Source organism: Exiguobacterium sp. SL-9 (assembly GCF_004336985.1).
GTDB lineage: Bacteria > Bacillota > Bacilli > Exiguobacteriales > Exiguobacteriaceae > Exiguobacterium.
In genome coordinates, this window is record NZ_SJUO01000034.1 from 1 (window position 1) to 410 (window position 410).

Consider the following 410-nt stretch of genomic DNA (forward strand, 5'->3'; position numbering starts at 1 on the left):
GAATGGGTACCCATTTTAGGCTACCGTAATTTTATAGATGCACAGCGAGAAATAACACGATATATCATCGGGTATTATAGTCAGCTTAGACCCCATCAATATAACGGTGGTTTAACACCCAATGAATCAGAACGATTGTATTGGGAAAACTCTAAAACGGTGACCAATTTTTGTTGACCACTACACATGCCTGGGCGTGTTAAAAATGGAATATTAGTCGAGGATACTTGGTACTCACGTATAGAGCCGTCTTCCTCTGTAATTTTAACATCAAGAGCCCCCGATAAAGAGGAACTTAAATTATCAATTGAAAAAGGCCCTGGTGCCACTTTCATTTGATTCAAAATACGTCCATTTTGCGATATAGTAACCGTCGCATTACTTGTCGCGGTTCCAGTAACACTCGGTGC

At 40.5% G+C, this 410-nt stretch carries 1 protein-coding gene and 1 pseudogene; one reads left to right on the forward strand and one right to left on the reverse strand.

Annotated features, from left to right (window positions below):
* Positions 1–177 (forward strand): annotated as a pseudogene (locus EVJ34_RS15515) (IS3 family transposase); the annotation flags it as partial.
* Here EVJ34_RS15515 and EVJ34_RS15520 read toward each other — a convergent pair.
* Positions 96–410 (reverse strand): fimbria/pilus outer membrane usher protein (locus tag EVJ34_RS15520; protein WP_201739964.1); only part of this gene is annotated, 315 nt, incomplete at its 5' end. The pseudogene EVJ34_RS15515 and the gene EVJ34_RS15520 overlap by 82 nt on opposite strands.